The organism is Paenibacillus riograndensis SBR5, from assembly GCF_000981585.1.
Classification (GTDB): domain Bacteria; phylum Bacillota; class Bacilli; order Paenibacillales; family Paenibacillaceae; genus Paenibacillus_AQ; species Paenibacillus_AQ riograndensis.
The window spans coordinates 1,243,439-1,266,792 of sequence record NZ_LN831776.1 but is presented as its reverse complement, the minus strand read 5'-3'; the positions used below and the strand labels follow the sequence as shown (position 1 = coordinate 1,266,792).

The following is a 23,354-nucleotide window of genomic DNA, read 5'->3' as shown; positions in this document are numbered from 1 at the left end:
CTTACTTCAGCTTTCTGCGGATGCTGCCAAGCTTGCCGGTCAGGCTCTGATAGAAGCTGTACATTTCATCGCCGTCCGCATGTTCTACCCGCTCGTATTCCAGACTGTCGCGCGCTTCCAGGAAGGAGACATACAATCCTTCCAGCTTATACAGCAGGGGGGTGACATCCTCGGCGGCTGTCATTTCCCCGGCACGGCGCGCTGCTTTGCGCAGCAGAACACTGCGGCTTTTCTCATCCAGCCCGCGGAAATGCCGGTAGACGGCGTACTCCACATAGCTCCGTTCCTTCATTAAGTTGGCGAACGGCTCCCAAGCATCCTCGTCCTCGTCGCGGTCATAGACATACAGCGCACCTTTTTTGGTGATGGTATCGGTGTACAGCGCCTCAATAAACTGGTCGATCCACTTGTCTTCGTCAAGATATTGATGAAGCAGCCCTTCCAGTTCAGCCGCTTTGGCTGCCAGGGCGTCATATTTGGCCAATTCCTCGCGGACCCGCGCGATCAGCTGCGGCGAACGGATCAGATTTTCCTGCCCCATCTCTTTGTTAATGCTGCCAAAAATGTCCTTAGCCCCTTCACGTTCCAGTCCGCTTGCGCGCAGCGACTTCAGCTCGTCAGCCGCTTTTTTCACTTCACCCAGATTTGGGCGCGAATTCCCAAGCTGCAGGTCATAGCCGCTGAGCATTTTATCCACATCAAACGGCTTGGTGAGGATGACCGAGAAACGGCTGCTCGTATTTTCGTCGAGGCCTTTCTCGACAATAACCCCATTCTCCAGCGCTCTGGCAAAATCAGCCCGCACTCTCGCATTGTACTCGCGGACACGGTTGTTGACGTAGGTATCGCCCCAGGATTTTTCCGGAATCGGCGAAGGCAGATACGTCCAGTTATTCTTGTCGGTCATCACCAGATGGCGTCCGATTCCTTCCTTATCAAGGATGGTCCGCTCATAATTCTCTTCGTACACCCGCAGCGGCGTATATACGAACAGCGGCACCCCATTGCGCGTATTCAGCCAGAAAATCCGGTTTTTGACCTGGCTCTCCTTGATGGTAAACTGCGATTTGCCCAGCGCGTTGTTCTGGTAATTGCGGATTCCCTTCAGGATGCCCGGCGCCTTGACCGGCACAGAGACAAACCCCCAGGACGGGAAGTGCAGACTGCCGGAGCTGTTGCTCAGGTGAAAAATCGGCACGGCATCCTCATCCAGGCGTCCGGCGATAATCCGTTCCACGAATTTATCCAGCGGCTCCTCGCGGCCGTATTTCATTACCAGGAATTCCTCCATGGAACGGGTAATCAGGTCGCCGAACTTATCGCTCAGGAATTCTGAGATGGAGCGCACAATGTCGATTTCCTGCTCCTTGACCCAGCGCCCGGAATGTTTCAGCATCTCCCGCGTGAAGTCGCGGATCAGATCGTCGCCATCCTTCTGGTCCATCACCTTGGAGATGGTTGAGGCAATGTCCGGCACATTGACGATATTCCAATAGTAGGTTTTGTTGCCCTTGTGGTCGGCCTGCTCCTCACCGTTGATCAGGATATCGCCGTTCTTCTCAAAGATCGTGCTGAGCGCGCTGAGAATCTCGGTAAACACCCCATAAATCCGGTTGTTCTCTTCATTCAGCAGCTCAAACAGATCTTCATAGAATTCAATCATCTGCTCGGTGCGCTCCACATCGGCGTGCAGCCAGTATTCATTGATTTTGGCTTCAATATAGGCGTTTTTCTTCTTTTCCTTGGAGACAAAAGCGCTCCGCGCATCGCCCAGCTTCTCCTGCGCACTGTCCTGCGCCGTCTCGATATCACGCGGCAGCCGCAGCAGGCTCTCGCGCAGCGCTTCGATATAGGACTGGATCAGCTTCAGAATACAGAAGCCTTTTTCGGTATAGAGCAGCCGTGATACATAGAACGGACCCTGCTCAGGATGCAGGAAGATACGCTCCAGTTCTTCTCCGAAACGTCCGGTGATTTCTCCGGGGAGCTGCTTCTTGGACTTGATATATTCCTCGCGGGCACGGGCCAGAAAGTTCTGCTCCAGCTCCGTGTCCATATCCACCACCTGGTGTTTGATGACATTGCTGTGGTTCAGGCGCTCGCTGTTCTCATAGCCGGGCAGCGGCTCCGGGACACGGGACTCGAAGGTTTTGATCATGCTGTCGAGATCGATGCCCAGCTTGCGCGCGAGCTTTTCCACATCCTCCTGCCCTGGTGCCTGCTGGAACATTTTGTCCATCTTGTCGAACAGGCGGAATGCCAGATATGTCGTCATTTCCTCAATCGGCAGCACCGCAGAAGAAGCCCCGATAATGTTGTATTCATAATTGGCAGGATACGTCTTGTTCATCTGCGCAATGTTCGTACGGATGTTGCTGATATAGTCGTGGATCGCGAATTCCTCGCCCGACTGCTTTTCCTCGCTGGCCATGAAGTTCGTAATATTCTCCGCCGTTACATTCATGCAGTAGTCATAGGCGTTCTCCAGCAGCTTGCCTTCGGTATTGGTCGCAGAGATCAGATGGCACAGGTTGAACGGAGGCAGCGGTGAATTCACCGTCAAAATATTGCCGTACTGCTGGCGGAACCGCTCGCCCCGGCTGTCGACGTTCATCCAGTAATCCAGTTCCTTGAGCGCTGCATAGCCGTTCTTGCGGATATATTCACGGGTATGCTCGCTGAGGCTTTTGTTCGACAGGTTCACATCCGGCGTGAACAAATAGCCGAGCGTATTCACACGGTCGATGCCTGCAGAGCCGTAGTCGCGTTCAATAATTCCGCGCACGATATAAGCGATATCCAGAAACGAACCGCTGCCCGTTCCCCCGGACAAGCCGGTAAGCAGGAATACCATCAGCTTTTTGCTGGTGCCTACAGAAAGGGTCTTAATCTTCTTGTCGATCGCCGACACAACCTGATTGATCTTCGTGAACAGCAGCAGCCGTCCGGCCTGGCGCACCCCGGCAGCCCCGTTCATGCCATCGGTTATGCTCAGCTCCGGCGACAGCCAGTCTGTAATGTACGGTTCAAGAATGCTGCGGTTCTGCAGAAGTCCGCCGATCTCGGCATTGGCCAGCAGCACGAATTCATTCTGCGGGTCGAGGCCGATGCCCTTGTATTTTTTGCCGCGGTCCTGCTCATTGGTCTCAAACGCCAGGAACTCCACGTTGTCCGGCTTATCCCGCTTCTTCTTGGACAACGGATCTTCAGGCAGCTTAAAGCGGCGGTTAATCTGGTATTTCAGCCGCAGCAGGGCATCGATGCCCGTGCCGCCCAGGCCGATAATGAGGATCGGGTTGTCAATGGTGTCTACTCTGATTTTGTCGCTGACGATTCCTCCGCCCAGCGATACGTCGAGCTGTTGAATATGTTCTCTTACTACCGGTTTCATGAGTGCTCCCCCTTATATCAAATACTCAAGTAAAATGGTCTTGTCTACTGTCTGCAGCGCCACGGATATACGGTCGCCGCTTTTCAGCTCCAGTCCCCGTGCCGTATCGACCACACGTCCGGACCGTTCAACAGATATTTCTTCGCTGCCGCGCAGCATCAGGCGGTCATTTTTGCCCGGAGTGAACACAAGCTTCTCGCTCTCTTTCAGCTCCGGCGCCAGCTGCAGCAGCTGGTGGAGTGTGAATTTGCCGCGGAAGGCCGCCAGCTTCTTGTACTGCGGATAGGTCTTCTCGCCAGTGTTGCCGTCCAGCACTTCCACTACCATCTGTCCGACAAAGCCGCGGTTTGATTTTTGGCGCAGCAGCCACAACACCACAGCCGCCGCCAATACCAGCACAATGCCGCCAATTATATAATAGAGAGTTTTGGATGAAGACTTATCCTGTGCCGGCTCAGTGCCCCCTGCTCCAGCTGGCTTGCTGGTGCTTGTGGCCACCGCTCCCGTCTTGGCATTGATCGTAAGCACATCGCTTTCGCGGTAGAAGCTGCTCTCCTCCGCCCGCACCTTCAGCTCATAATTATGGCTCTCCGCAATCTCAAAGGAGCCCTTGAACACCGCACCGGTGTTATCCATCGGAAGCTCCTGCACCTTCCCTGTATCGGTATCTGTCGCGAGGAGCACCGCCTTCATATCCTGATATAAGTTGTTGAGCGTTACCTTAGCCCCGTTGCTGTACAGGTGGGAGGAAATTTCAACGGTATCGCCCTTTTTGTAAGTCTTGGACTGGAGCGCGTCCAGCTTCAGCTCCAGATCATAGTTGAACACAAGATTGATATCAATTTTGTCCTTCGGCACGCCTTTCACCTGAAGCTTCCAGTCCCCCTGCTCCGGCGACAGCAGCTTGATCAGACTGTACGTGCTGGACTTGGAGAGCAGCACGTCATCAGACGGTATGGCCACTTCCTTGCCCGACGGGTCTGTCAGCTTGGCGGTAACAGGCTTCGCCGACATAATGGATATATTGGCCTCCAGCACACTGCTGTTGGGTACATTGACGGTGACCTCCTGGTAGCTGCCGTTCGCAGTAATAGACTGCACCGGAACAACCTTCAGCTTCAAATGGTCGGCAAAAATTTCACTGAGAATCTGCGGCAGATCATCCGCCGAATCGGTGATAAACGCCTTGCCGGACGTTTTATTGGACAGCCCGGCCAGAATTTCCTTGTTCAGCTTGCCGTCGGCGTTCAGCCCGATCGTGTAGACCGGATACCCCTTCTGCTTGGCCGTTTCGACCGCTGCATCCAGTTCCTGGTCCGACTGGCTCTGTGTACGGCCGGTTGCTTCATTAAGGTCATTGTTGCCGTCCGCCAGCATCACGATCATCGGCTCATGCCCCGGATCGCTGCCGTTCTCCAGCACCTTCACGGCCTCTTCCATCCCGACGGCGATATCCGTATAGGCTCCCCGGTCCAGGCCGTCAATGAAGTCCTTCAAATCCTGCTTGTCGGCGGCAGAGCCAATCTGCAGCAGCGCCTTCTCCCGCTGGACCTTGTCGGTGTAGGCCACAATTCCGACCTTATCCCCTTGCGCCGACAGCATATCTATGAACATTTTCATCGCTTCACCCGCGATATTGTTCTTGTCACTCTTATTCATGGAGTTGCTGACATCAATCAGCAGTACAGCGTCAATATGAGAGGGCGCGGGCGATGCTGCGCTTGCTGTTCCGCCCGCAAACGGCGCGGCCGAAATGCACAATACCAGCAGCAGCAGAACTATAGGCCGCATTATCTTCTGGGCTGTCTTAAAATGATTAAATAGTGTACGAAGCATAGATAGGGCTCCTCTTGTGTTAAATTAGGGCAGGTACGGCAGAGTCGTCAGTATAGCTAAATTCTGTCAATAGCATGCCATTATGATATAATTAAACCTTGTAAACTTCAACTTTAGGACCGCAGGACCGGGGCTGGCTCCAAGCGCCGTTATTCTGGAATGCATTCAACAGCTTAAGTATAGACTACGTTCCTGAAAATTTGATAAAAACGTTGTTTGCATTGCTGCCGCCCTGCCATTCCAGGGCTAATCTCCGCAACCCGGGCCGCCATGCTGCCAAGAAGAAAGGAAGAGTTCCATGATTTCATACGCCATTCTCGGGATTTCGTTTCTTTATGCTGTCATTCAGATTCTCATTTATGCTTCACGCCAGCGCAAGCCGCTGACCCGTGATGACATTGATGAGCGCCTGCTGGCTGCGCTGAACGGAGGCGACCATGCCCGTCAATAACAAGAAACCCGTGACGTTCCGGCCGTTCAAGACTCCGCGGTATGCCTATGACAAGCTGCGCATCTGCCGCCGCTGCGGCCGTTATACCGCACTCAGTGAAGACAGGTGCGGCCAATGCGGCCGTGCAGCCCTGACGGCAGTAGAGCAGCACGCCGCTGCCCTTGCCGGACGCAAAATGCATACCCGGCTCCTGTTCATCCTCCTGCTGACTTTGGCGGCGGTCTATTTCGGCCAAAGCCTGCAGCAGATGGCGCTGTGCGGGGCCGGCGGAATCGTGCTGGCCGGACTGCTCTTCCTTACGCAGCGTAAAGTGCGCCAGAACGAAAATCTGTATTCGCTGAATGCGCTGCTTGGCCGCAGCATCGACAGCATCCGGGACGGCCTGGAGATCAACCGCCAGGAGGCGGTATCCGTTCTGCGCGAGAACGATGTGCTGGCCTATGAGAAGCTGCGCGAAATCTCCATTCTGCTGCGCGGCGACCGGGTCTCCCGCCAGCGCATTGCGCTGCTCCACGGCTTCCAGCTGCGCAAGGATATGCAGCTGGAGCTGGAGCAGCTGCTGCTCAAGGATTTCGAACCGCTGCTGGCCGAATATATCGGCGAGATTGCCAAAGTGCGGCCCGAGCTTATCAAGGACCGCACATTACGCTATGTCAAAACCTATGAGGTTCAGATCCTTCAAATGGACAAAGGGGCAGCGATTCTGACTGCGGTAGCCGGAGCTGCTGTGCGGTTAAAGCGTTACGCGCTGCTCTACTCCGGCATGATCGGAAGATACGTAGCCGAGCTGCCCAAGGACCGTTTTTTGCGGTTGTCCAGAATGATAGACGCCAGTCCGTACGAGGCCTGGAATGGCCTGGATCTCAAAGTGGCGGAAGTCCGCGAAGCCAAATACCGCTGGGACCCCGATTTTTAAATAGAGTACTGCAAGCCGGACACATGTACTGTAATTTACAAAGGGGCTACTATAATATGACGATCAAACAAGCCTTATCCCTGCGGAATATTATGATCATTTTGTGTATATTGATGCTGGTCCTGCTGGGGCAGAAGGGCATCAGGCTCCACAGCAAAATCGGGGCAGTACGTGAAGCCGGACGGCTCTACGCCGCAGGTGATCTGGTCGCTGCCGAAAATCAGTACCGGCTGGCGCAAGCGAACGCTTCCTTTCATTACAAGGAAGCGGAGATCGCCGCAAGGCTGCAGGAGCTGGCACCGATCACAGCCATCCGCAGCGGGCTGGGCCTGCTTAAGCTGAAAATTGAAGACCAGCTGATCACCAAAGATTTTAGCGGCTTCATGGAGAGCTACGCCTCCCTGTTGAGCCTGAAAAGCCAATATATGAAATCCGGCGGTCCCTATGAATCCTATTATCGCCAGCTGTCGGCGGATTCAGGCGTTTCCGGCCAGCTCGGGACGGGCTTCCAGCAATTCAAGGCGCAGTTTCTGGCCGAGCTGGCGGCGGGGCGGAGCGGCAGCAGCAACGCCGTTAATGACGGAGACAGCTTCAAATGGAACCTGCTGCGCATTCCCGATGTCTATTTAGGGGGGACGGATGCTAAGAAAAAGCTGCTGGCTTCGGAGTTCAAGGCCTATGACACCGCGCGGCTTAAGGCGCTTGCAGCAGCGGGCAGCTTCTCCCCCATGCTGGATTACGCCTTGTCCCTTGCCGATGCCTACAGCAGCCACAGCTATACGGCTCCCTGGATAGCCAGCCAGATCGAGAAGAGCGCCAAGCTTATCCTCAGCAAAGATATAGACGGCGATCAGATTGCCGCCTTCTCCGCTCATGCTGCGGCGTACCGCAAATATGCCGCTTCGGCTGGCCTGGCTTCTTCCAAGGTGCTGTCCCTGATCGACAGCACCTCCGCGAAGCTGCTCCGCAGCGCCGCAAGGCTGGTCCGCAGCGGCGGGTACGCCGAAGCTATCCAGCGCTATAACGACCTGGCCCCGCTTCAGGACACAACGGCAGAAATTGCCGCCGCACAGCTCGCCTGGAATATCGCCGAGCCTGCGCGGCTTCTTCCCGGCGGGGAAACGCCGGGCAAATATGTCTTGACCACTTCTGTCAGCGGGAAATACGGGGCCAGACTTGCTGTCGCCGGAACGGACAGCAGCGGACAGCTGTACTATGCGGACATGGGTGAAAACGGGGCTGTGACTACAAGGACCGGAGAGATTATTCCGGGCTTTGAGAAGCTGATCCGCCTCGCTTTTGACGACCAGCTCTCCGCCCTTGCCGGATTCCCGGTTGTGGTCGCTGAAGGCAGCCGCGAAGATCAGCGGACTTCGTTCGCGGCCTACACCATCAAGCCTGATGGAATCTCCCTGCTCTTCTCGTTTGCTGGCAGCAGCTACAAGCTGCAGCCGGATGATGCTTCCATCCGTGTCGCCAATGCGGATCTGAGAGATGGTTCAGAGGGTCAGACGGCCATATACCGCCAGACGAATGGGGTCTACCAATTTGCTGAAATCTATCAGGAGTATCCGCTAATCGACGCCTCCGAGCTGGAGCTTCATCCTCTGGAGACCGTAAACCTGCAGGTTGATATTTATATTGATTCCACCGGCAGACCTGTGGCCGCCGCGGGCGGGCGCTATCTGGCGCTGCAGGGAAATGTGGGTACCGTTACTGGGCCCGCCTTAGCTACCGGCCAGTTCCAATATGGCTATGATTATGCGGGGACCGATGCCGGGGAGGAGTACGTGCCTGTATTTATAGTAGAATCATTGGGGAGTATGAATCCAATCCCTAACCCATAAGGGGGATATAGTATTTCTCAACACTATGAAAAAGTAGACTTAAGTCTTCCTTCTGCTTTTGTACTCCGAGTCTAAGTGGAAAAAGGATAACTAATTTGCCCGGGTACCCTGTTCTCCGCAGGTTAAGTGGAAAAAGGTTAACTAATTCAGCTCGTTTCACTCCTGACGAGGAAAAAGTGCCCAATTAAGCTCCCTTTTTCCACTTAAATCTCACAATTGTTGATTTTCCGGGGAAATAAGTTCCCTTTTTCCAACTATATAGAGTGAACTTAAGAACTTCATAAAAAGGGTAAAAGTGCGGAGGGGAAGTTTGGAACTGGAAGAGCGGTAGCGTCCGCCTTTGTCACCGGATTTCAACCGCAAAAGGCGGTTCCAATCAAGAAATTCTTACGACAACAGCGGCTGGAAGTCCAAACATTCCCCGCAGTGACGTCTATACCCCACAATGTAAAACTAAAGTTCAACTTATATAGCACTACTCGCCTGTTTCTTCGCAAACACTAGCTGGAGAAGGGATATTCCGCTTCATTGTCAGGCAGGTTCTGAACAGGAAATCATAATTTCCTGAAAAATAACAAAAAAGCCGATGCTCCTTGTGAAGGGAGTATCGGCTTCTTTGTATGTGCCTTTTTGTATGTGTCTTATAGAGGCAGACCCTTTTGCAGGTCCGCTATTCTTTTACAGCACCGACCACAATCCCGGTTACGAAATACCGCTGTAAAAAAGGATAGACCAGCAGGATCGGCAAAGCGCTGATAAAAATCTGCGACGCCCGGATGGTACGCTGCGACAGATTGGCTACGGCAGCCGGATCAAGCTTCGTCATGTCGGCCTGCACGATAATGGTCTGCATAAAGGTTGCCAGCGGGAGCTTGGAAGCATCCTTGATATAGATAATCCCGTCAAAATATGCATTCCAATGTCCAACCATAATGAATAAGGAGACCGTAGCCAGCACGGGCATGGAGACCGGCAGATATATGCTGTAAAAGGTCCGGAACTGCCCTGCCCCGTCAATAAAGGCGGCTTCTTCGAGATCCTTGGGTACCGTCCGGAAGAAATTCAGCAGCAGGATGATATTGAAGACGCCCACCAGTCCGGGAAGGATCAGCGCCAGCAGGGAATCCATCAGCCCAAGCTTCAGAATCAGGATGTAGCCGGGAATCAGGCCGCCGCTGAACAGCATCGTGATGACAAAATACCAAAGATAAATATTGCGTGCCCGGAAAACATGCGTTTCCTTGGAGAGTGCATAGGCAGCGATGGTGTTCACCACCAAGGCCAGTGCCGTTCCCAGCACGGTCCGTTGTACCGACACCCACAGGGAAGAGAGAAAGTTAGCGTTGTCGAACGTTTTTGCATAGGCTTCAAGGGTGAAGCCGATCGGCCAAAAGGTCACCAGCCCGGCATTGGCCGGAGCCGTTGAGCTGAGGGACACCATCAGCAGATGAAAGAGCGGAAGCAGGCACAGCACGGAAATAAGCGTCAGGAAGACATTATTGAATACGCTGAATACGCGGTAGGACACTGTTTTGTGATACATGGAATGTCCTCCTTTCTAGAAGATTCTGTAGCCTGCAAAACGGTACGCCAGCCGGTAGGAGATCACGATCAGAATTAAGCTTATCGCCGATTTGAACAAATTCACGGCTGTAGCAAAGCTGAACTGTCCGCTGAGGAGACCTTCTCTGTAGACAAACGTGTCAATAATGTCGCCTTGCTGATAGATCAAAGGACTGTACAGGTTGAACACCTGGTCAAAGTTCGCGTTCAGCACGTTGCCCAGTGCCAGGGTGGCTACAACAATCGCAATCGGGATCAACGCCGGAATGGTAATATAGATCGTCTGCTTCCAGCGCCCCGCCCCATCCACTTCCGCAGCTTCGTACAAGGAGGGACTGATCCCGGACAATGCGGCCAGGAAGATAATCATGTTGAACCCGAATTCCTTCCAGACATCACTGAAAATGATTGTGAACCGGAACCAGCTGCCGTCACCCAGGAAAAAAATCGGCTTAATGCCGAAAACACTGGAAATGAACTGGTTGATGAGCCCCGTCTGGGCAAGCATATCAATCAGAATCCCCGAAAGGGTAACCCAGGATAGAAAGTGCGGCAGATAGACCAGTGTCTGGATGGTTCTTTTGAGCGCCATTTTTCTGACCTCATTGAGCAGCAGCGCGAAGAAGAACGGGATAATCAGGTTCATGATTATTTTAGTGCCGGCGAAGAACAGTGTATTCCAGGTTATCTGCAGGAAATAATCGTTCTGCCACATGTATTCGAAATGTTTCAGTCCTACCCAAGGAGAGCCAAATAATCCGGGCTTCGGCTTATAATCCTGAAAGGCCATAAGAATTCCACCCATGGGAATATAAGAAAATATAAACACCATAACCGCCGCCGGCAGCACCATAAGGTGGAGCATCCACGGCTGCTTAACCTTCTTTTTCCTCGATTGGCGCAGCGGTTTTCCAGGATTCACCTGCTGTATAGTGTTAGCTTCCATCGCTCTCTCCCGCTTTCAAAAAATTATTTTGTGTGTTGTATGAATCTCTGATATAAATAGTAGCAAGCATTTCTGAGCTTTGACTATATTACTTTGTTAGGCTCACATAGGGATTTATTAGGGGCATTGTCTGGGGGGACAAAAATGGGTTTTAGCCAAGCTTTTATGTTTGTGAAAGAAAGATCCTGGAGCAGATTCAGTTTATTCGCCAAAATGAACAGCCTGATTATCGTGCTGTTTGTGCCGATCATTATTGTGTATACGTATTCAAACAACGTTACCTTCGATGTGGTCAGCAAAGAACTGCAGGAGTCCAACACCAAACAGCTCACTTTTTTGTCCAGCCAGATTGATTCGCGGATCAACCAGATGATGGATTTCAGCGTGGTGTTCTCCAAGGATCCGAATGTGCGGAAATTCAACGGCCTGGGCATCTGGGAGGACCGGTATGACCGCATGCAGACCCGTTTTGTCATTCAGGAGAAGATGATGCTCCAGTCCGGCTTAACCGACGTCTGGCCGTCCAGGTACGCTGTATATTCCCAGCAGAACAAGGATGTCATTTCCAATTACGACAAACCCACCGGGTATGATGAAAATTACCTGATTCAAAATATGAGCGGCAAATGGACTTACAGTGACGACGGGACGGGTTCCTCCAGCAGCTCCAAGGCCTTTTACTGGTTCCACAGCGATTCTATCGCCCCGCAGGGAACGCTTACCGGAAGCGATCTGGTGGTTGAAGCAAGCTTCAGTTCGGAGAATATCCAGAACATGCTGGATACGTATAAAACGGGGGGACAGGGTGATCCGTTTCTCTATCACAAAGGCGAAACGCCGATTTTGAACCGTACTGCGGACCAGAAGTTAACCGCTGATTTGATCCGTTATCTGGATAAGCATTCGCCGGACAGCAGCACACAGCATGTAATCAGTCTGGGACATAAAAATTATCTGGTCAGCTCCGTCAAATCCTCATATCTGGAATGGTATCTGGTTGACGTTGTGCCGCTCGACCGCATTCTCGGGCCTATATCTGTCAGCCGCAATTTATTCTATGTATCCATGCTGCTGCTGTTTGTTGTGGGGATTTCGGCCTCTATTCTGCTCTACCAGAATGTGCAGCGGCCCATCAAAAAGCTGATCAAAGGACTCCGGCGGGTGCAGCGGGGCGACTACTCCGTACGCCTTCACTCGGAGGATCATAACGAATTCTCGTTCCTCTTTTACCGGTTCAATGATATGTCCCATCAGATTCAGGATCTCATCGAAAATGTCTTCAACGAAAAAATCCGGGCCCGGGAAGCCACCCTGAAGCAGCTTCAAGCTCAGATCAATCCGCATTTTCTCTACAATTGCCTGGGTTTTATTATTAACATGGCCCAGATGAAGGATGAAGAAGCTGTCGTATCGATGGCCTATAATCTTAGCGCCTACTATCGCTATACTACCCGGATGGAGCGGGACACCGCCACGTTGGATGATGAAGTCCGTCTGCTCGTCAACTATCTGGACATCCAGAAGCTGCGCAATGGCCGGATCGAATATCACATTGATATCCCGCAGGAGATGCTGAGTTATTCTATCCCCCGCCTTCTCCTGCAGCCGATTGTGGAGAACTCGGTCATCCACGGGGTCGGCAAATCGTACAGCTCCGGTGAAATCAGGATCAGCGGGGAGTGCTCCGGCGGCTGCTGCCGGGTGTATATCGACGACGACGGACCGGGCCTAAGCCCGGAGCAGCAGGAAGCGCTCAACCGCAAGATGCGGGAGCCGCTGCAGGAGGAGATGGGCTGCGGTCTTTGGAATACGAATCAGCGGCTCATTCACCAGTTCGGCAATCACTCCGCCCTGCACTTCACAGAATCGCCGCTGGGCGGCTTCCGGACAGAGATTGTCTGGGAAATTCCGGCCCAGGAAGAGCAGCCTCTGCCCACTAACTTACAAGGAGACACCTCATATGCAAATGATCATTGTTGACGATGAAGCCCACTGGGTAGACAACCTGTCCATGACCAAACCCTGGCACACGCTGGGCATCGAACAAGTACACAAGGCTTACTCCGCTTCCGAGGCGCTTCAGATCATTGAGACACACCCTATAGACATTGTGATCTCCGATATTCAAATGCCTGAAATGACGGGACTTGAGCTGATGGAGCGGATACGGAGACGGGATAAGAAAATCAAATGCATTATCTTATCCGGGCACTCGGAATTTGAATTCGCCAAAAGCGCCATTCAGCACAGCGCAGTCGATTATCTGCTCAAGCCCCCGACAGACAGCGAGCTGTTAGGCGCCGTCCAAACCGCGATTGCACAACTGAACGCGGAGTGGGAGCTGATCAGCTCCCTGGAACGGACCCAGTATACCCTAAGGGAGAATCTGCCGCTGCTGCGCGGCCAGCTCCTGCTAAGTGCCCTGCAGGGCCAACGGATGCCGGCCGACGAATGGGAACGCAAGCTGGAAAATTACGGTCTGCCCTTCCGCAATGGGGATTGTGCACTGATGCTTGTCCGGCTGGAAGAAGAATTCGGTCAATATAAAAACAACGGCCAGCCGCTCATCGAATATGCGGTTATCAATATGGCCGAAGAGATCATTGGCGAATGTATGGAGGTGTGGGGGGTCAAGGAAGAGCACGGATATCTTGTATTTCTGCTGCAGCTGAAGGAAAAAGCTGCAGACCTGGGGACAGACGGCCTTTTGGAGCAGCTGTCCGTGCAGCTGCAGTATAAGGTAAAGCAATTCCTGAAGGGTTCCCTGTCGATTGTGATCACGGAATGGTTCAGGTTCCCTGACCAGCTGCCCGAACAATTCCGCCAGGCTTCAGCCTATTTCCGCCAGATTGTCGGAGACGAGCGGGAATTCGTCATGAGGGTAAGCGACTTGCACGAACCGTCCGAACAAGGGCCGCTGGACGCGCTGTACACCCCGCCTTCCTTGATTAACCTGCTAGAATCCGGCCACTGGGAAGCAGCCGGGGCCAAGCTGATGGATGTCTGTGCAGAGCTGGATGAGAAATGGCCTGAGTCCTGGGAGCACTGCATGGAGGCCGGATTTTTGATCACGGCCGCTTTCTCCAATCTGGCGCACCGGAATGGACATACCCTGGCGAAGCTGCTGGGGACAGATATCGAAGAGCTGCAGAGCGGGGAAGCTTTTACCTCTATCAACAAGCTCAGAGTGTGGTCACTTAGCGTGCTCGGCAAGCTGAAAGAGGGAACCTCCAGCGAGATCAAAGACATCCGTTCCCTCTACGTGAAGAAGATTCAGGAGTTTACGGATAAGAATCTGCATCTTGATGTCTCCTTGCGGGTTCTGGCCGACCATGTCAATCTGCACCCGACCCATTTGTCCAAAATCTACAAGATTGAAACGGGCGAAGGCATCAGCGAATACATCTCCCGCCTGCGCATGGACCGTGCCTGCCATATGCTGAAGACCACCGGCAAAAAGGTGTATGAAATCAGCAATGACATCGGATATATGGACCCTGCCTATTTCATCAAAGTATTCAAACGCCAGTTTGGGGTCACGCCGCAGGAATACCGGGACGGGAAAAAATAGCATAATAGAGTCCTATCGAAACTAAGAAACTCATATAGATACGCTCCCCTCGCAGTTGGTACAGTACACATGTAAGCATTATACACAGTAGGGGGAAATGATGATGGTTAAGCTCAACAAATTAGGCTCGTTCCTCATGATTACGGCTCTCGTCACACTTACAGCCTGCAGCGGAGCATCGAATGAGAATGCATCAAAAGGCAATGCCGCTTCCAATAGCAGTGCCAGCACGTCTGAAGCCGATGCGGCCTTCGCCAAAGGCAAATACGATCCGCCGATTGAGATCAGCTCCGTATTAATGCCGAAGAAATACGTGCACGGCGACACGAAGGAAAACAATGTACATGACCGCTGGATGCTGGAGACGCTGGGGATCAAACATAAAGATACCTGGTACCCCGCCAATGACGACCAATATAGACAAAAGCTTCAGCTTGCCATCTCCTCCGGCGAGAAGCTGCCTGATTTCGTATCGGTACCGACCAATGCGGTATTAACCAACCAATTGATTGATTCCGGCCAGTTCATTCCGATTGATGAGCTGTTTGACAAGTACGCCAACAAAATCCTGAAGGACCATGCGGCGGCACATCCCGAGCTCTGGTACCCGTTCATGAGAGACGGCAAAAAATATAATATGCCGATCCTCGAGTACACCGACAATGACGATACGCTGCTGTGGCTCCGCGAGGATTGGATGGAGAAGCTGAAGCTTGAGGCGCCCAAGACCATCGCCGACCTGGAAAATATTATGGATAAATTCAAGAATCAGAACCCTGATGGTCTGGCCCCCAAAGATGTGTATCCGCTTGCGATTTCACTAAAAAACAAAACTAACACCTGGATGGGCTCGCTGGACTGGCTGTTTGGCGCTTACGGCACCATCGAGGAGCAATGGAACAAGGATGCGAACGGCAATCTGGAGTATGGTTCCGTGAATCCGGGTGCGAAGCAGGCCCTCGCGAAGCTGAAGGAATGGATGGATAAAGGTTATATTCATGCTGACTCCGCACTCTGGGATGAAGGCAAATCAGCCGAAAGCTGGACCAAAGGCACCGCAGGCATTCTGCCAGGGGCCAACTGGGTACCGGACTGGCCTGCTCCCGATCTGCTCAAGAATGTAAAAGGCTCCAAGTACAAGGCCTATCCTATTCCTGCAGGACCGGACGGCCTGATCGGCACCAAATGGCAAAATTCCGGTGTGAATGCCAGCATTATGATCAATAAGGATGCCAAGCATCCGGAGGCTATCTTCCTGTACTACAATTATTTGCTCGACAACATGGCTAATCCGACCGCAGGCAGCCCGTATGAATATGGCTTTGCCAAAGGCTACGATTGGGATATCATTGACGGCCAGCCAACCAGCGACAAAGAAAAGATCAAGGACTTCTCCAATGAATTCCCGTTCCTGACCGGCCCGGCCCGTATTCCTGATCTGTATATGAAGACACTCGTCAAGCTTGCAAACGGTGAAAAACCGGTAACACCTTATGAAAAACAGATGGCTGAGTTCCGCAAGCCGGAGAACTGGGCGGCCGCCAAGATCGTAATGTCGCAGCAAAATATCCGCAAGCAGAATTATTTCACCGGTGCAGCCACACCAACGATGGTCTCCAAGTGGAACCTGCTGCGCCAGTCCGAGATGGAAACCTTCAACAAAATCATCTACGGCAAACTGCCGGTCGATGCCTTTGACGAATTCGTCACCAACTGGAAAGCTAACGGCGGCGACCAAATCACGAAGGAAGTCAACGACTGGTACAAGTCCGTATCAGCGAAATAAGCGAAGTCCCGCAATAAGTATAACAAGTAGAAACGCTACGCCGTCCTTATTAGGACGGTACCCGTTCAGCGAGAAATAGAAGGATAATTTATAGCGTGAAGCATAGAAATCCTTATATTTAAAAAAGAGGCTGACCCAAAAGCCATAAAGTGGCTGCTTGGGTCAGCCCTTGTTGTTTTGAATAGAACCCACGTTAACCTCAGGGAGGGCGTTCCGTGAACGGCTGTTGGTTCGACGGAAGTCCGCATTTGTTGCACAACATGCAGGATGTTCGAGGGTTAACACCTTAGGGGTACCCTTTATATGCCCTTCTTCGACAATTTCAAGTGGAAAAAGGGCAACTAATTTGCTCAATTCCCCTGTTCTCCGTCGGTGAAGTGGAAAAAGGGCAACTAATTCAGCTCATTTCGCCTCTAAGTAGGGAATATAGTCCAATTAAGTTCCCTTTTTCCACCTAAATCTCATAATTACTGATTTCTGAGAGAAATAAGCTCCCTTTTTCCAACTATATAAACTGAACTTGAGATTTTTCGATTTTGGCATTGGCCGTGACTCCAGAGAATGTTTGGACTTCCGGCCGCTGTTGTCTGCAGATTTCATGATTATAACCCGCTGTTCACGGTTGAAATCCGCAGACAAAGGCGGACGCTACCACTCCTCCAGTTCCAAACTTCTCCTCCGCCACTTTTCACTTAATCCTAAATTCCCCAAGTTCAATCTATATAATAAAAAGGTGATCGAATTCGGCCGATTTCTACTAATACCTCAAAAAAACCTACACGCGCGGCATCTCTTCCAGCGCAGCCAGGATGTCGGCTTCTTCGACCGGGATGGAATAGGAGCCATCCGCAAAACGCTTCATCGCGCCGATCCCGTCCTGGAACACAAAACGGATGCGGCCGCTGCGTACTTTTTTATCGGTATACATCTTATCCACCAGCTGTCTGTTCGGGATGGAAGCCGGCATTTCCGTCGGCAAGCCCGCCTTCTTCAGCAGCGCAATTAACCGCTCCGCCTGATCTTCAGTCATGTATCCGCGCTTCACTCCCAGCTTAGCCTGAACAACCAGCCCTATCGCAACCGCTTCTCCATGCAGCAGGGTATAGCCGCTTAGCGCCTCAAGCGCCCGCCCGGCGGTATGGCCCAGATTCAGAATCTGCCGCAAATTGCTCTCACGCTCATCCTGCTCTACGACTTCGTATTTGATCCGGCAGTTGGCCAGCGCAATATGCTCACAGACCCCGGCATCAAGCACGAGCTGCCCGCGATCCGAAATGACCTTGCCCATATTCTCTTCCAGATAGCTGAAAAAATCCGCATCCCCCAGGCACGCATGCCTGATGGTTTCGGCCAGCCCGCTTCTGAACTCACGTGCGGGAAGGGTGCGCCAAGCGGCCAAATCTATGTACACCTTACGCGGCTGGTGGAAGAGGCCGATCAGATTTGTGGCCACCGGCGTATTCACACCGGTTTTGCCGCCGACCGATGCATCCGCTGCGGCCAGCAGCGTTGTCGCATAATTCAGGCTCGGCACTCCGCGGCCAAAGGTTCCGGCCAGAAATCCGGCCAGATCAGTCACCGCCCCGCCGCCTACAGCGATAATGCAGGAGTCCCGCCCGTAAGCGCGGCTTAGCAGTTGATCCTCCAGCAGCGCCTTCGTTTCCCGGGTTTTGGACGCTTCCCCTGCCGGAAAAGAAAACAATTCAGCCGCAAAGCCATTTTGCCGCAGCCGTTCAAGCAAAGGCCGGCCATAGAGCGGCTCTACCGTAGAATCTGTAATAATGGCGTATTTGCTCACATTCGGCACCAATCCTTGCTGCAAATCCGCAATCAGCGAATCGAACAGTTGCTCCCCAATCTCAATCGCGTAGGAGTCATCGACTACCTTTTTCAGCATCACCTGAAAGGTTCGGGACATGACAAAACCTCTTTTCCTCAAACTTGAACATCATCTAGATAGGATTCGCCACAAGGGAATATTCTCCTGCCTCTTTGACCCGGCGGCCAATAATGCTATATTGGAAAAGGGGTCTCCCCCTACTTTTCGAATTGGAGCGAGCGGCCATGATCATAAAATTCATTCGTTTACGTTAATGAGAGGCACATTACATTGAACCCGGTCTTTTTTTGAAAAGACAAGGACCCGGGTTTATTTGTTTGTGCCTTTTTCATTCAACCATAACGAATGAATGGGGTGTTTTCACATGTCCACAACAACGAAAAAAATGATTCTCGCCGGGCTTATGGCTGCTAATCCGAGACTGTTCTGCTGTCCGCTTTGCGCAAGTCCCATGAGCCTGACCGAGTATAAAAGCCTGATCTGCAGCAATCATCACTGCTTTGACCTGGCCAGGAACGGATATATCAATCTGCTCTCCCGCCCGGCGGGAGGAAAATACGGCAAAGAGCTGTTTGCCTCCAGAAAAGCAATCGTAAACGGCGGGTTTTTTGAACCCGTTGACACCTATATTTCCGGGCTGATTGCGGGCCGGAAGCTTGCCGGTAACGGTCCGCACCGGATTCTCGACGCCGGCTGCGGGGAAGGCTCGCATCTGGCAGCCATTCAGGAACTCGCGGCGGCTGGCCCGCACCAGTCACTGCTTGGAGTGGGACTCGATATCTCAAAGGAAGGCATCGCGCTCGCTGCCAAGAACAATAACGCAAGCACCCTCTGGTGTGTAGGCGACCTTGCTCACTCCCCCTTTGGCAGCGGGCAGTTTCATACGATTCTCAACATCCTGTCCCCTTCCAATTATGCGGAATTTCAGCGGCTGCTTACTGCTGACGGGAGAGTCATCAAAGTCATTCCCGGACAAAACTATCTTCAGGAGCTGCGCGAACTGCTCTATGGACGCTCAAGCAGACAACAACCGAACGCGGACAGCGAAATCCGCGAACGCTTTAGTGAGACTTTTGAAATCACCGAGGCCCGGCACTTTCAGTACAAGGTCAGCCTACAGCCACCTCTCCTTCAGCAGCTGGTACGTATGACTCCCTTGTCCTGGGCTGCGGCCCAAAACAAGCTTCAGACCGTGCTCCAACTGAATGAACTGGAGATTTCGGTGGATCTGAGTGTATTGGAGGGCAGGAAGTTGCCTTCATAACCTAACACCAAGAGGGTGTCCCGGTCTGTAGGGACACCCTCTTGCTTTTACACACTTAATATAAGCCGTTACTGCTAAGCATCGAATATACAGCCTGATCCATAAAATTCCGCTCGGGACGGCATTTCATCATTACAGTAAGCCCAATCAGTGCAATGACCAGCGAATGGGCCAGCCCTTTGGCATCCGTACCGGAATCAAGCTCCCCTGACTGTATTCCCCGTTCAAGCGTTTCCTGAAAAATCACGGCAAGATACATCTGGTGTTCTCTGGTCAGTATCTCAAACTTCGCATCATGCGGTGATAGCTCTACCATTGTGTTGATGCAGAAGCAGCCTTTATTCGAACCTTCTTCCCTGTACTCTTCCTCCACCAAATGTTCAAAAAAAGCGCGGAAGGCTGCCTTCACAGAAGCTTTCTTGTGAAGGCTGGCCCGCACACTGGCCGCATGGGATTTGGTATACATCCGCAAGGCCGCTTCAAACAAACCCTTCTTGTCCCCGAAAGCTGAATAGATGCTTGGCCGCTGAATGCCCATTGTCGCAGTAAGGTCGCTTAGCGATGTCGCTTCATAGCCTTTTTCCCAAAAAATCTGCATGGCAGCATGCAGCGCCTTCTCTTCGTCGAACTCACGTGGCCGTACCATAACTTCATCCCTTTACATATCGATTGGTATGTTATTATTCTAATTATTCAAGTACGGACTGTCAATCGTTATACCGATCCCCCTTATATTCATGGATGGATATTGACATTTTTTATTTCTCAAGGTTATATTAATCGGGAATCTTTATATACCGATCAGTATGTTATGATTCCACAATACTTTTTAGGAGTGAACAGCAATTGATCCCTTCAATTTCGCAAAAGACTGCCCTCTTGTTTGCAGCCGCCAGCGGGCTTTCCGTCGCCAACATCTATTTCGCGCAGCCTTTACTGGATGCCATCGCCGCGGAGTTCGGTATCCGGCATTCTGCAGTCGGCATTATCATCACGCTTACTCAAATCTGTTATGCGGCAGGACTGCTGCTGCTGGTTCCGCTTGGCGATTTGCTGAATCGGCGCCGCTTAATCACCGGACAGATGCTGTTATCCGTCTTGGCTCTTTTAATAGTTGGAACTGCCTCAAGCGGAACTATGCTGTCCATAGGCATAGCGGGGATAGGATTACTCGCTGTTGCTGCGCAGACACTCGTAGCGTTCGCGGCGAGTCTCGCCTCTCCTGCCGAGCGGGGGCGGGTGGTTGGTCTGGTGACCAGCGGAATCGTGATAGGGATTCTGCTGGCGCGGACTTTTGCGGGTTTATTGACGGACGTGGCGGGCTGGCGGGCTGTATACCTGGCATCTGCGGGAATGACACTGCTTATGGCCGCTGCCTTGTACAAAGTACTTCCTTCTGTAGAGACCGCCAAGAAATCCTTGTCCTACCTGAATCTGATTCATTCCGTGTTCCTGTTGTTCGCCCATGAACAAATATTGCGGGTGCGCGCCGTTCTCGCTTTCTTAATTTTTACCGCTTTCAGCATATTATGGACCCCGCTGGTGCTGCCCCTCAGTGCACCGCCTTATTCACTTTCGCATACCGCTATCGGAGCGTTCGGTCTGGCCGGAGCAGCCGGAGCCTTAGGTGCAGCCAAGGCAGGGAGGCTTGCAGACCGGGGCTTCGGCCAGCATACCACCGTCATCGCCCTAGGTCTCCTGCTGTTGTCCTGGCTGCCGATCAGCCGCGCAGAGCATTCGCTTTTTATTTTAGCCATAGGTATTATCGTTCTGGATCTGGCGGTACAAGCCGTACATGTCACCAACCAGAGCCTGATCTTCAAGGTGCGGCCCGAAGCACGCAGCAGACTTACTGCCGGTTATATGATTTTCTATTCTCTGGGCAGCGCCACCGGCTCCATCGCCTCCACCCGGGTCTACGGTTACGCAGGATGGAATGGGGTATGCTTGCTAGGCACGCTCGTCAGTGCCCTGGCGCTTGTCTTTGCACTATGTTCTTCCAGAATCCGCAAGGATTCCAGATAATTTCTACACTCACGGCAAGAGGGCATCCCATTTGGGACACCCTCTCTCTTTTGTACATCCACTCTAAAGTTTAGTTACACTTGCTCATATCATCTACCCGGCCTGCCCAGGTTACTCAGAACTACTGATGTTTCGATCTGCCGCTCCGGGATGTTCCAGTATTTGCTGAGCAGGTTTCGTTTCTCGCCGGCGGGTACCAGCTTGAAGCCATTTTTGATGTAAAACGAAATTGCCCACTCTGCCGCTTCCCATGTGCCGATCAGGATCGGCTTGCTTGTACGTTCTATGAGGTGCTTTAGCAGCTTGCTTCCAATCCCGCCTTGGCGCTGAGCCGTTCGGACATAGGCATGTCTGATTAGAGACACCTCGCCTTTATCCTGAATCCCCATCACACCACACAGCTCCCCATTGTCTTCGAATCCCCAAAAGACGACCCCATGCTGAATTTCGTGAACAAGTTCATCTCTGCTCATGTACGGCTCATGATACCGGTCTCCCGGAATGACGCCCTGGTATGCCTTGGCAGCATCGTTGATAATCCGGTACATATTTTCCTCGTCCTTCTTCTCACACAATCGAATCATAGGCGTCTCTCCTTCGCTGTCTTCATGAAGTTGTCCTTCTGACTATCTCCGGATCATCGTCCGGTATACAAATTTCGGCAGTGCGGATTGTCTGCGCCAGCGCGACTTTTGTCCCTTGGCAACGGGTGAAAACAGCAAACGGTGCGCCCACTCCAGGTTAAGCTTTTTCCACACAGGCGGCGTGGGTTTCACTTTTCCCGAAATCACATCTAGACTGCCCCCTACACCAAAAACCAGCTTGACTCCGGCAAGCTCATCTTTATGCTTGTGAAGCCATTTATCCGAATAGGGGGCACCCATGGCAAGAATGAGAATGTCCGGTCTGGACTGTTGAATGCCGGCGATAATCTCCGGTTCCTCCGCTGCGTCAAAAAATCCATGATGCCTGCCGGCAATCCTGACTTTTGGGTAGCTGTGCGTGATCTTTTCCACTGCTTGCCTGCTGGTTTCTTCATCTGTGCCCAAAAAATAAAAACTCCAGGTCCGCTCATTCCCCTGCTCTAATAGTTTGAGTAGAAGATCATATCCCGTAACCCTTTCGGGGATGGGATTACCTTGTCTTCTCGCCGCCAATACGATGCCGATCCCATCCGGAACAACCATATCCGCTGATTGAATAATGCGCTGCAGCAGCTCATCCGATTGGCTTGCGAGCGTAATTTCCGGGTTTGCCGTGATCAGATGAAACAGCTTGTCCCGCTTGTTCTCAATTTGTTCAGCTAAATGAAGTACCGTCTCTTCAAGCGTCAGCTTGGAAAATCGCACACCTAAAATACTCACCGTTCCGTTCATAGGTTCACCCTGCTTTCCCAATCCTCCAGCACCGCCCAGTTCATTACAGCTTGTCCCTGCATACCGTGCATGGTGCCAATATAAGTTTTGTGATTATGTATTCCCGTCTCAAGAAAGTGCCGCATGGCCTCTTCAGTGGAGGCTGAGACATGCCGGCTGGATACTGTGCTGCAATCTACCCAGAGCAGCCGGCCTTCCTTGCTCTCCACCAGTTTGCTGCCTGCCGCTGCCTCCCCTGTGAAAATGTATTGAATGCGGATCTCCCGCTCATCCTTCATCCGGTGCACGATGTACCGGAGTTCTAAACCTGCAAGCTCGTGTTCCCCCAATCCCGTCTCCTCTTGAATCTCCCTAAGGCAGGCCCGCTTCGGATCGCTGATCTCACCGCTTTCCATATGCCCTCCGATGGGAACAAGCATTCCTGGAAGAAAGGCGCTGGTTGGTTTTTTTTGCAGAAATAACACTTCTCTGTGTTCATTGAATATGAATGCTACGGCCATTTGCCTAAGCTGCATCTGCTGTCGCCTCTTTCAATCCAATAG

General features: G+C 52.3%; 17 protein-coding genes. 8 read left to right on the top strand and 9 right to left on the bottom strand.

The window, feature by feature from the left end:
• Window position 1: 1 nt before the first annotated feature.
• Complete coding sequence (locus tag PRIO_RS05490; protein WP_020427109.1) at window positions 2–3,391, bottom strand: tubulin-like doman-containing protein; 3,390 nt, start codon at window positions 3,389–3,391, stop codon at window positions 2–4.
• A 12-nt stretch (window positions 3,392–3,403) separates the two neighbouring features.
• On the bottom strand, window positions 3,404–5,227 hold the full coding sequence (locus tag PRIO_RS05485) for a vWA domain-containing protein (RefSeq protein WP_020427108.1): 1,824 nt from the start codon (window positions 5,225–5,227) through the stop codon (window positions 3,404–3,406).
• 298 nt (window positions 5,228–5,525) lie between these two features.
• Between PRIO_RS05485 and PRIO_RS35925 the strand changes: the two genes are divergently transcribed.
• From PRIO_RS35925 to PRIO_RS05475, 3 genes are read left to right on the top strand one after another with little or no spacing between them, the layout of a single operon-like run.
• Window positions 5,526–5,678 (top strand): hypothetical protein, encoded by a 153-nt coding sequence (locus tag PRIO_RS35925; protein ID WP_020427107.1) that lies wholly within the window; start codon window positions 5,526–5,528, stop codon window positions 5,676–5,678.
• Complete coding sequence (locus PRIO_RS05480; RefSeq protein ID WP_020427106.1) at window positions 5,665–6,594, top strand: hypothetical protein; 930 nt, start codon at window positions 5,665–5,667, stop codon at window positions 6,592–6,594. The genes PRIO_RS35925 and PRIO_RS05480 overlap by 14 nt, the downstream gene beginning before the upstream one ends.
• Before the next feature lie 56 nt (window positions 6,595–6,650).
• Window positions 6,651–8,441, top strand: a complete 1,791-nt coding sequence (locus PRIO_RS05475) for a hypothetical protein (RefSeq protein WP_020427105.1) — start codon at window positions 6,651–6,653, stop codon at window positions 8,439–8,441.
• A 670-nt stretch (window positions 8,442–9,111) separates the two neighbouring features.
• Here PRIO_RS05475 and PRIO_RS05470 read toward each other — a convergent pair.
• A complete protein-coding gene (locus PRIO_RS05470; RefSeq protein ID WP_020426978.1) occupies window positions 9,112–9,984 on the bottom strand; it encodes a carbohydrate ABC transporter permease in 873 nt (290 codons plus the stop codon).
• Between the two features lie 15 nt (window positions 9,985–9,999).
• Window positions 10,000–10,950, bottom strand: coding sequence for an ABC transporter permease (locus PRIO_RS05465; protein ID WP_020426977.1), 951 nt, complete (start codon window positions 10,948–10,950; stop codon window positions 10,000–10,002).
• A gap of 144 nt (window positions 10,951–11,094) precedes the next feature.
• Here PRIO_RS05465 and PRIO_RS05460 point away from each other — a divergent pair, with 144 nt between their 5' ends.
• From PRIO_RS05460 to PRIO_RS05450, 3 genes are all read left to right on the top strand, one after another.
• The gene (locus PRIO_RS05460; RefSeq protein ID WP_020426976.1) at window positions 11,095–12,930 is read left to right on the top strand and encodes a sensor histidine kinase; all 1,836 of its coding nucleotides are present in this window, start codon (window positions 11,095–11,097) and stop codon (window positions 12,928–12,930) included.
• Entirely contained in the window at window positions 12,911–14,521 is a 1,611-nt protein-coding gene (locus PRIO_RS05455; RefSeq protein WP_020426975.1) for a response regulator transcription factor, read from the top strand. Before PRIO_RS05460 ends, PRIO_RS05455 begins: the two co-directional genes overlap by 20 nt.
• Window positions 14,522–14,624: 103 nt before the next feature.
• Window positions 14,625–16,307 carry a type 2 periplasmic-binding domain-containing protein gene (locus PRIO_RS05450; RefSeq protein WP_046501356.1) on the top strand — a complete coding sequence of 561 codons (1,683 nt, stop codon included), beginning with the start codon at window positions 14,625–14,627 and terminating at the stop codon, window positions 16,305–16,307.
• Between the two features lie 775 nt (window positions 16,308–17,082).
• Here PRIO_RS05450 and aroB read toward each other — a convergent pair.
• A complete protein-coding gene (aroB, locus tag PRIO_RS05445; protein WP_020428407.1) occupies window positions 17,083–18,225 on the bottom strand; it encodes a 3-dehydroquinate synthase in 1,143 nt (380 codons plus the stop codon).
• Window positions 18,226–18,511: 286 nt separating this feature from the next.
• On the opposite strand from aroB, the gene PRIO_RS05440 reads away from it, so the two are divergent.
• A complete protein-coding gene (locus tag PRIO_RS05440; RefSeq protein ID WP_020428406.1) occupies window positions 18,512–19,411 on the top strand; it encodes a putative RNA methyltransferase in 900 nt (299 codons plus the stop codon).
• 55 nt (window positions 19,412–19,466) lie between these two features.
• Here PRIO_RS05440 and PRIO_RS05435 read toward each other — a convergent pair whose 3' ends face one another.
• Window positions 19,467–20,057 (bottom strand): TetR/AcrR family transcriptional regulator, encoded by a 591-nt coding sequence (locus PRIO_RS05435; RefSeq protein ID WP_020428405.1) that lies wholly within the window; start codon window positions 20,055–20,057, stop codon window positions 19,467–19,469.
• 200 nt (window positions 20,058–20,257) lie between these two features.
• Between PRIO_RS05435 and PRIO_RS05430 the strand changes: the two genes are divergently transcribed.
• Window positions 20,258–21,436, top strand: a complete 1,179-nt coding sequence (locus PRIO_RS05430; RefSeq protein WP_020428404.1) for an MFS transporter — start codon at window positions 20,258–20,260, stop codon at window positions 21,434–21,436.
• 89 nt (window positions 21,437–21,525) lie between these two features.
• On the opposite strand, the gene PRIO_RS05425 is transcribed toward PRIO_RS05430, so the two are convergent.
• Genes PRIO_RS05425 through PRIO_RS33710 form a run of 3 tightly spaced genes read right to left on the bottom strand, consistent with a single transcriptional unit; the run spans window position 21,526 to window position 23,312 of the window.
• Window positions 21,526–22,020, bottom strand: a complete 495-nt coding sequence (locus PRIO_RS05425; RefSeq protein WP_020428403.1) for a GNAT family N-acetyltransferase — start codon at window positions 22,018–22,020, stop codon at window positions 21,526–21,528.
• Between the two features lie 42 nt (window positions 22,021–22,062).
• Window positions 22,063–22,812, bottom strand: coding sequence for a WecB/TagA/CpsF family glycosyltransferase (locus PRIO_RS05420; RefSeq protein WP_046501348.1), 750 nt, complete (start codon window positions 22,810–22,812; stop codon window positions 22,063–22,065).
• Window positions 22,809–23,312, bottom strand: a complete 504-nt coding sequence (locus PRIO_RS33710; RefSeq protein WP_167345584.1) for an NUDIX domain-containing protein — start codon at window positions 23,310–23,312, stop codon at window positions 22,809–22,811. Before PRIO_RS33710 ends, PRIO_RS05420 begins: the two co-directional genes overlap by 4 nt.
• Window positions 23,313–23,354 lie beyond the last annotated feature (42 nt).